Origin of the sequence: Gemmatimonas sp. (assembly GCF_036405635.1) — a bacterium.
Taxonomy (GTDB): domain Bacteria; phylum Gemmatimonadota; class Gemmatimonadetes; order Gemmatimonadales; family Gemmatimonadaceae; genus Gemmatimonas.
Genome location: NZ_DASWXE010000165.1, coordinates 1 through 9,263, shown reverse-complemented (window position 1 = coordinate 9,263; position 9,263 = coordinate 1). Strand labels below are relative to the sequence as shown.

7 protein-coding genes and 1 pseudogene are annotated in these 9,263 nt (G+C 65.7%); 4 read left to right on the top strand and 4 right to left on the bottom strand.

The annotated features are described in order from the left end of the window. From VGE27_RS13365 to VGE27_RS13350, 4 genes are all read left to right on the top strand, one after another. A partial coding sequence (locus VGE27_RS13365) for a TonB-dependent receptor domain-containing protein (protein ID WP_331050166.1) occupies positions 1–723 on the top strand: 723 nt, incomplete at its 5' end. A gap of 8 nt (positions 724–731) precedes the next feature. Further along, positions 732–1,544 carry a hypothetical protein gene (locus VGE27_RS13360; RefSeq protein WP_331050165.1) on the top strand — a complete coding sequence of 271 codons (813 nt, stop codon included), beginning with the start codon at positions 732–734 and terminating at the stop codon, positions 1,542–1,544. A 32-nt stretch (positions 1,545–1,576) separates the two neighbouring features. Next, positions 1,577–2,635 (top strand): sensor histidine kinase, encoded by a 1,059-nt coding sequence (locus VGE27_RS13355; RefSeq protein ID WP_331050164.1) that lies wholly within the window; start codon positions 1,577–1,579, stop codon positions 2,633–2,635. Next, positions 2,622–3,428, top strand: coding sequence for a response regulator transcription factor (locus VGE27_RS13350; RefSeq protein WP_331050163.1), 807 nt, complete (start codon positions 2,622–2,624; stop codon positions 3,426–3,428). The genes VGE27_RS13355 and VGE27_RS13350 overlap by 14 nt, the downstream gene beginning before the upstream one ends. 80 nt (positions 3,429–3,508) lie before the next feature. Here VGE27_RS13350 and VGE27_RS13345 read toward each other — a convergent pair whose 3' ends face one another. From VGE27_RS13345 to VGE27_RS13330, 4 genes and pseudogenes are all read right to left on the bottom strand, one after another. Next, complete coding sequence (locus tag VGE27_RS13345) at positions 3,509–4,081, bottom strand: DUF2911 domain-containing protein (protein WP_331050162.1); 573 nt, start codon at positions 4,079–4,081, stop codon at positions 3,509–3,511. A gap of 134 nt (positions 4,082–4,215) precedes the next feature. Beyond that, the gene (locus VGE27_RS13340; protein ID WP_331050161.1) at positions 4,216–7,320 is read right to left on the bottom strand and encodes a WD40/YVTN/BNR-like repeat-containing protein; all 3,105 of its coding nucleotides are present in this window, start codon (positions 7,318–7,320) and stop codon (positions 4,216–4,218) included. Between the two features lie 99 nt (positions 7,321–7,419). Then, complete coding sequence (locus VGE27_RS13335) at positions 7,420–9,072, bottom strand: D-aminoacylase (protein ID WP_331050160.1); 1,653 nt, start codon at positions 9,070–9,072, stop codon at positions 7,420–7,422. Positions 9,073–9,082: 10 nt separating this feature from the next. Continuing rightward, positions 9,083–9,263: pseudogene (locus VGE27_RS13330) on the bottom strand (D-aminoacylase); the annotation flags it as partial.

The following is a 9,263-nucleotide window of genomic DNA, read 5'->3' as shown; positions in this document are numbered from 1 at the left end:
CTCACCTCGGCGTGGGGGATCTACCATCAGGTCGCCGAACCCACCTATCGACGCGCCTTGCCGGCGAGTGCCTTTGCCCCGATGCGCGTGCAGCAATTCATCGGCGGTGTGCAATGGGGCGCGGACACACTGGGACTTCGCGTGGAGTACTTCGACAAGCGATACACGTCGCTGTGGCAGTTCGCCGAGCGTCAGGAGCCCGTGGGAAACGGCACGGGTCAGGCGCGTGGTGTGGACGTCATGTGGAGGTGGCGACTCGCCCAGGCCTCGTCGATGCGCCTCACCTACAGCCATGTCCGTTCGCGTCGCACAGACCCGCAAACCGGACGCATGGCCGCGTCGCTGGCCGACATCAGTCATTCGGCCACCTGGATCGGCGAGCATGTGTTTCGCAGTCTCACGCTGGGCACCGCCATGCGCTACGCGACGGGGCGACCGTTCACCGATGTCACTGGCGCAACGAGGACAGACGGCACGTGGACGCCCGTCTTTGGTGACCCGTTCGGCGAACGCATGCCCGCCTATCTGCGCTACGATGTCTCCGCAAGCTGGTATCGCGCGCTGGGCGAACGGCGCGGCCTGGTGCTGTGGGGCAGCGTGTCGAATGTGCTGGGCCGGGAAAACATCATGCGTTACCGCTGGTCCGACGATTTCACCACCCGCTTCCCCGTGCGCGCGCCGTTCAACCGCTCGGTGTTCATTGGCACTACCCTTCTCCTGTGAGCTCTTCCATGGCAAACCATCGATCGTTTGTGCTCGCGCCGCTTCTGGTCGTGGCCACGTTGTGCGTCGTGAGCCCGCGGGCTTCGGCACAAGCCATGCAGACAGCTCAGGCAACGGGAGTGCCGGCACTGAACGGTGCCCTGCGCTGGGCGGACTCGGCGCGACGGGTGATCGAGCATGGCGTGATACGCAATGACACGGCGCAGGTGCTGCAAGGCATTGCCATCACCGAGCGTGCGCTCAGCGCTTTTCCCGATCACTTTCTGTTGACGCACTATCGCGGGTACGCGGCCTACCGCCTCGGACAGATGGCGGGCGTGCGCAAGCAACCCGACGCAGCCCGTGCGCAGTACGAAGACGCCGTGAAGTGGCTCGACCGCTCCATCGCGGCGCAGCCTATCGCCGAGTCCCATGCGCTGCGGGCGAGCTGTCTTGGTCAGCTCATCGGCGGCAACATGATCAAGGGGATGCGACTCGGGCCACAGGCCAACGACGCGGTCGACAAGGCGCGTCAGCTGGACAAGGACAATCCCCGCATGCTCCTGCTCGACGCCATTGGCGCCTGGTTCAAGCCGTCCATGTTCGGTGGCGGCAAGGCCAAAGCCCGTGCAGCCATGCAGCGGGCCCTGGCCGCGTTCGCCACTGACACTCCGGCCCCCGCCTTTCCGTCATGGGGGTATGCCGAGGCCCTGGCCTGGCACGGCCAGTGGGAGAAGGAGGCGGGACGCACGGCGTCAGCCAAGGCGGCGTACGAACGCGCACTGGAACTGGAGCCGGAATACGGGTGGGTGAAGTACGTGCTGCTGCCGGCAGTGCGCTGACGCAGTGACACGGTGACGCGCGAGGTGTCCTGATGCACGACTGGGGAGCGACGACACGACAGGTCCGCAGCCTGCTGCTGTACCTGGCAGCCTGGTGCCCATTCGTGTTGCTGTATGCCCTGCTGGTGGCCTATACGGCTGGTCTCCCCACCAGCGTGGCCATTCTCGCGAGTGTGCGCACCGTGGGCCTCGGCGCGTTGCTCGGCCTCGCGGTGCGCGAGTACGCCCAGCGTGACCCATGGCCGACTCCACTTTCGTTCGCCTTTGCCATTCGACATGTGGCCGGCGCAGCGCTCTACGCAGGCGTGTGGGCCGGCCTCATTCTCGTGATGATGTGGCTGGACCTGCGCAGCTGGAATCGCGTGTTCGTGGTGTCGTCGAGCTGGATTGGCTGGCAGGGATTCAACGGGGTGGTGCTCTACGCTGTTGTGGCCGGTCTGACCTGGATGGGTGTGGCGTCGCGACGTTCCCAGGAGATGGAGGCGCAGCGCCACGAAGCCGACGCGTTGCGCGTGCGCGCCGAACTGGAAGCGCTACGGGGGCGTCTCGATCCTCATTTTCTGTTCAACACCCTGCACTCGCTGATGGCGCTGGCGCGACTCGACCCCGCCCGTACCGAGATGGCGCTCGGGCAGTTGTCCGATCTGCTGCGCTATGTGCTCGACAGCAAGCGAGGGGCGCGTGAGCAGGTGCAGTTGGCCGATGAGGTGCATCTTGTGCGCACCTACCTCGCGCTGGAATCGCTGCGGTATGGTGACCGCTTGCGTGTGACCATCGATATCGAAGAGGACGCACTCGACTTCGTAGTGCCCAGTCTCACGGTGCAGCCCATCGTGGAGAACGCCATCCGTCATGCCATCGCACCGCGCGCGGACGGTGGCCATATCGCTGTGTCGGCACGGTTCGAGGCGGAATCCCTGGTGCTCACCGTCGCCGATGACGGACCACCGGCGGCTGCGCCTTCGAGCAGCACGGGTGTGGGTCTCGACGCGCTGCGACGCCGTCTGCGCTTGCTGTATGGTGTGCGGGCCCGTGTCGACGCGTCGCACGGCGCGAGCGGGTTCACGGTCACGGTGCATGTCCCAGCCTGAAGCCCCCGCGCGTCCGTTGCGCACGCTCATCGTCGAAGATGAGCCGCTGGCGCGCATCCACCTGCGCGATCTCGTGCAGGGCACGATGACGCTGCAGCTGGTGGGAGAAGCGGCCAACGGGCGCGACGCGTTGGCCCGCCTGGCCGAGCTCACACCCGATGTGCTGTTCCTGGACATCCAGCTCCCGGAACTCGATGGGTTGGCGGTCCTGCAGCGCGCCACGCATCAACCGCAGGTGGTGTTCACTACCGCGTACGACTCGCATGCGGTGCACGCGTTTGAGCTGGGTGCCGCAGACTATCTGGTGAAGCCATTCACCCGCGAGCGCTTCGACCGGGCGGTCGCGCGCCTCATTTCAAGGAACCAGTCGCACTCGCCATCATCGGACGAGGCCCGTGATGCGGGGCTGCTGCAACGGGTGCGGGCTCTCCAGGAGCAGGCCGCCGACGACCAGCCACTGCGCCACGTGTACGTGCGTGAGCGTGGGCAGGTGCTGCCGGTGGCAGTGGATCAGATCGAGCGCCTCGAAGCCGACGACGACTACGTCGTGCTGGTCGTTGGCGGTCGGCGGCACCTGCTCACCGTACCACTCAGCGAACTGCTGCGTCGCCTCGATGCCGGCCGGTTCGTGCGTGTGCACCGCTCACATGCCGTGAACCTCGATCACGTGCGGGCCATGCTCCCCGCCGATGCGGGCCGCTGGGCGGTGGTGATGCAAAGCGGTGATCGCATCCTGGCGAGTCGCACGGGCACACGCCAACTGCGTGAGAGCATGGGGCGGTCACGCGGCTGAACGCGCGGCGCAACACCTGCAAATGCAACACGGGGGCGATGTCGTCATGACATCGCCCCCGTGTGCATGCTGCGGCGAACTTACTTGACCGTGAACGGCGCGACGGCCTTGTAGTTGTCCCACATCACGACGATCTCGCCGCCGTTGCCGGCCGGCTTCACCTGGATCTCCATCTTCTCGACGACCGCGTTGTTGCTCGTGACCGTCATCGGGATGCGCACAAGATCCTGCTTGGCGTCATAGGCGGTGCCCCACTGCTTCGTCTGCTTGTTCACGATGAGCTCCCACTTGAGGTTCTCCTGGAGCAGCGTGAACAGCGTGTACGTACCGGCCGGCACGTCCTTGCCACCGAACGACAGCGTCTTGTTGGTGGTCAGGTGGGTGGCTTCGTTGGCGCCCGTGCGCCACACCATGCCCCACTTCATGTCGGAGAGGCCGTTGAAGATGGTGCGGCCACGCTTGGACGGGCGGCCGTAGTTCACCTTGATGTCGGCGGTGCCGATCTTGGCGGACAGGGAATCACGCGGCGAAGCAGGCGCCTGCGCCGCCGGGGCAGCGTGACTCGCGGCACCCTGGGCGGATGCGGAGAACGAAAAGAGCGACAGAGCGACCAGCGCACCGGCGCCGCGCGTCATCAGACGGGAAACGGTCATGGCGGGACTCAGGAGAGAGGTAGGAAACAATCGGGCGGTGACCAATTGGCCACCGCCCGGTGTGTACCATACCGCCCTGAACGAGTTCCGCCAATCGGCAAGATCGGACGGCCCGTCCCGGCAATACTCCTAACTCAGGGACGAATCTCCGGTCCCAGCGCGGCGTCCAGATCGCGCTTCACGGTCTGCAGCTCCTTGAGCAGCACCGTGTACCGATCCGTTGCATCCTTGCCGATCTTTTGATCGGCCCGGACAGTCATGCCCGCCAGGTACGTGATGTGCGCCTGCAGCCCCGGCTTGCCATAGCGGATGGGCTGCGTGTTCACCATGTCGGCCACCTTGCGCACCTTGGCCAGCGTATCGGCGGCGGCCCCCGTGGCGCCGCGGAATCGCTGTTCCGCACCGCGAATGCGTGTCGTGACGGCGTTGATCTCCTGCGTCATCTCGCGCATGCGCACATTGTGTGCGAACTGCGCCTGCAGGTCCGCCTCGGTGGTACCGTCCATCGCCAGTCGCGGGTCGATGCGTACGCGCAGCGGCACCGTCGTGGTCGTTCCACCTACGGTGACGCGCGCGGTGTACTGCGCCGGCGGCGCCCCCAGCGTGTTCTGGTGCTGCACGTTCCACACGAAGCGGTTCATGCCCGCCTGCTTGGGCACGAGGTTGAGCGTGGGACCAGCAGCGGCCGCACCTGGGCGACCAACCGCCATGGCGGCTTCCGGATCATCGTCGTCCGCAGCGCGACGACGCGGCGGAGCCGGCGGCACGACACCGCTCTTGAAGCTGTTCACCACCTTACCGGCGGCGTCCAGAATCTCGATGCGCACCGTGTCGCTTGGTGCGGACGGCAGATAGTAGTCGATCGTCGGACCAAGGATGGACTGACCGACATTGGTGCGATAGCCATCACGTGGACGGAACACCGTCACCGGTGCACTGGCCGTGGTCGGCGTGATCTGCCGCAACGCACTGATGTTGTCGAGAATCCATGCGGCACGACCCTGTGTGGCAATCACGATATCGTCGTTGTGCACACGAATGTCGTTGATTGGCACGATCGGCATGTTCAGGTTGAACGGCTGCCAGTGACCACCGTTGTCGAACGACACATACAACCCGAACTCGGTGCCGGCATACAGCAGGCCTTCACGCACCGGGTCTTCGCGCACCACACGCGTGGGTGCATCGGCCGGGATACCGTTGGTGCCGTCCGTGAGGCGCTTCCACGTTTTTCCGTAGTCGTCGGTACGATAGATGTACGGCTTGTAGTCGCCGAGCAGGTAGCGATAGGTGGCGAAGTACGCCGAGCCACGACGGTGCGGCGACGCGTCGATCCACGCCACACGGCCGCCTTCCGGCAGGTCCTTCGGCGTGACGCGCGACCACGTCTTGCCATCGTCACGCGTGACAGAGTAGGGGCCGTCATTCGCGCCCGTCCAGATCACGCCCTTCTCGAGCGAAGACTCCGTGATCGCATACAGCGTGCTGTAGAACTCTTCACCCGTCACGTCGCGCGTGATCGGCGAACCGCTGCCGCCCTGACAGCATTCCGGGAATGCCGTGAGGTCAGGCGAGATGCGCTGCCACGTCACACCGGCGTCGCGCGTGCGGTGCAGATACTGCGAACCGTAGTACACGACCTTGGGATCGTGCGGCGACATGGCCATCGGCGTGGTGCGCTGCATGCGGTAGATGAGATCTCCACCGTCGTTGCCATACAGCGACTGGGCGCCGATCCAGTAGTTCTTGGTGACACCCGCGGCCACGTTTTGCACCGCGAACTGCCCCTTGCAGTTGCCGTAGATGATGTTGCGATCGGTGGGGTGCGGGATGATCGGACCCGTTTCGCAGCCCGGCCCCGTGCGCACGGCCGACATGTTGAACGGATTGTTCTGGCTCGGCACGATGTACGTGCTGTTGTCCTGCTGCGCCATGTACAGGTTGTACGGGAAGGCGTTGTCGAGCCACACCCCGTAGAACTCCGCCGTCGGCTGCACGTCCTGCGAGCTCCAGGTCTTGCCACCATCGAACGACACGTTGGCCCCGCCGTCATTGGCCTGCACCATCGTGTTGCCGTTGGTGGGGTTGATCCACATGTCGTGGTTGTCCCCGTGCGGCGTGCGCAGCGGCGTGACCGTCTTGCCGGCGTCCGTGGTCTTGTACAGCGTCTCCGCACCGCCATATACCACGTCGGCGTTGGTCGGGTCGGCGTTGAGCGTGGTGTAGTAGAATGGGCGCGTGATGAGGCCCGGCGTGCTGTTCACCAGCTGCCAGCTTTCGCCCGCATCATCGCTGCGATACAGACCACCACCCGGCAGCGCTTCCACGAGCGCGTACAGGCGATTGGGATTGGCAGCCGTCACGGCGATGTTGCCCTTGCCGATGAGCTCCGTGGGCAGGCCGTTGCGGATGTTCTTCCACGTCTCGCCGCCATCGGTGCTCTTGTAGAAGCCACCTTCGCGCGAGCCCGAGATGATGGTCCACGGCTTGCGCTCGATGCGGTTCATCCACGCGAAGACGACATTCGGATTGCCGGGCTGGAGCTCCACATCCATGCCACCCGTGCTGTCACTCACGTAGAGCGTCTTCTTCCACGTCTTGCCACCGTCGACGGTCTTGAAGATGCCGCGCTCGGTGTTGGGCTTGAAGATGTCACCGTAGGCGGCGACCCACGCGATGTCCGGGTTGGTGGGATGCGCGCGAATCGAGCCGATCTGACCGGCGTTGTAGAGGCCCTTGAACTCCCAGGTCTTGCCGGCGTCGTTCGAGCGATACACGCCGCGCCCGGTGGAGACGTTGGAGCGCACGCCATCCGAACCGGTACCCAGCCAAATGATGTTGGGATCGTTGTCGGCGACGATGACCGATCCCATGGACGCGACCGGCACCTTGCCGTCGGTGATGGGTTCCCAGCTTTCACCGGCGTCCGTCGTGCGCCAGAGGCCACCACTGGCCACGCCCATGTAGAACGTGCGGGGCTGCGACGCGACGCCGGCCACCGTGGTGACGCGACCACCGCGCGAGTGACCCACGAGGCGGTAGGAGAGGCCGCGGAAGAGTGCCGTGTCCACCGATGCCATCATCGGGGCGCGAGGCGCTCTCGCGACTGCGGGCGCAGCCGCGCGCGGGGCAGCGGGACGCGTGGGAGAGGTGCCAGTGGCCGCTGCCTGTGCGCCGGCCAGTACCGGAACAAGCAGCGTGCAAACCGACAGGGTGGCCAGGGCGGGATGGCGCAACATGTCAGAAATCGGGTTGAGGGAAACAGGGCACCGCGGGAGCGTGCCACACCTCAACATAGGGGATTATCCCAGCCTGTGCTGCGTTCGGCCCTCTCCGGCTCAGGTCGCGCGCAACACCTGTCCCGCGGGCGCCAGATGCTGCCCCTCGCGTACGGCCACTCGTCCGTTCACCACCACGGTCCGAATACCGACCGGGTACTGGAAGGGATTGGCGAACGTCGCCGTATCGGCCACGGTGGACGGGTCGAATACCACCAGGTCGCCCGCCATGCGTGGCGCGAGTGTGCCCCGATCACGCAGGTGCACTCTGGCCGCTGGCCGAGCCGACATCTTGTGGATGGCGCTGGCCAGGCTCAGTGCCTTGCGCTCCCGCACATACCGCCCAAGCACCCGCGGGAAAGTCCCTGCGCCGCGTGGATGCGGGCTGCCGCGACGCGTCGGACCATCGATGGCGAACGCACCACCATCGGAGCACACCATGCCAAATTCGTGGGCCAGCAATCGGTCGAGGTTCTCTTCGCTCATCGCGAAGCCGAGCATCCCCACATCGGCCCGGTTGCGCCTGAGCAGCCCAACGGCGGCTTCGTAGGGATCGACCCCACGGGCCTGCGCCCACGCACCGAGCCGCTTGCCTTCTGCATCACGATCCTCGGCGGCGCTCACGCGGGAGATCTGGACGTTGTCCCACCCGCCGATCAGTTCGACCTTGCCCAGTGCTTCCGTACGAATGCGTGACGACGTCGCCGCGCTGTCGAGGCGAGCCAGAAAGGCCGGCGTGCCGCCGTCTCGCGCCCACACGGGAAACAGATTGGTGAGACCGGTCGCGTAGGCCACGTACGGGTACACATCGAACCAGGCGTCCATGCCCGACGCGCGAGCGGCTGCGACACGCGCCAGCGACGCATCGATCTTGGGCCAGTTGCGCGTGCCCTGCATTTTGAGGTGCGAGATCTGCAACGGACATCCTGCACCACGCGCCACGGCGATGGATTCGTCGATGGCCTCGAGCAGTTCGTCGTCTTCATTCCGCATATGGGTGGCGTACGGCAGCCTGGCGGCCGCGAGTGGCTTACACAGCGCAATGAGCTCGTCGCGCGATGCAAATGCGCCGGGCGTGTATTCGAGACCCGTGGATGCACCACAGGCGCCTTGCCCAACGGCGCGTGCCACCATGCCGGCCATGCGCGTCAACTCCGCCGCCGTCGCCTTGCGGTCCACCTCCCCGATGACTTTTCCGCGCACGGTGCCGAGACCGATCATCGACGCCACGTTCACGGACGGCTTGTAGTCAGCGGTACGCGCGGCCCACTCCGTGAAGGAGTCGCCGACATCGCCGGTGAACCGTGAACTGCCATCAGCGCCCACGACGATGGTGGTGATACCCTGCCGGATCGCCGACTCGGCGCGCGGATCCTCACGCAGTGAGCCATCGCCGTGCGAGTGGATATCGATGAAGCCCGGTGCGACCGCCAGACCACGGGCATCGATTTCTTCGGTACCACGGTCGGTGATACGCGCTGCCACCTGCACCACACGCCCCTGGTGCAGGGCCACGTCCATCTCGCGTCCATTGGTGCCTGTCCCGTCGAACACCGTGCCGCCGCGTACCACGAGATCGACGGTGGCGCGCACGGTGCGACGCGGTGCGTCGGCACGCGACACCGTCGTGGATGCGGTGCCAAGCATCGGCGCCACCACAGGCGCCGCGCTGAGCAGCCCTGTGGCTCGCAGGAATTCCCGACGTGATGTCATCGCCATGTCCTCACTGCTTGGCGCCAGGACCGAGCACCACACGTCCCGGCTTGGCACCGGTGTGCTCACCCTTCGACAACACCATCACCCCGTTCACGAAGACTTCCCGCACACCCGACGCATACTGATGCGGCTGTTCGAACGTGGCGTTGTCGCGAATGGTCGCCGGATCGAACACGACCACATCGGCG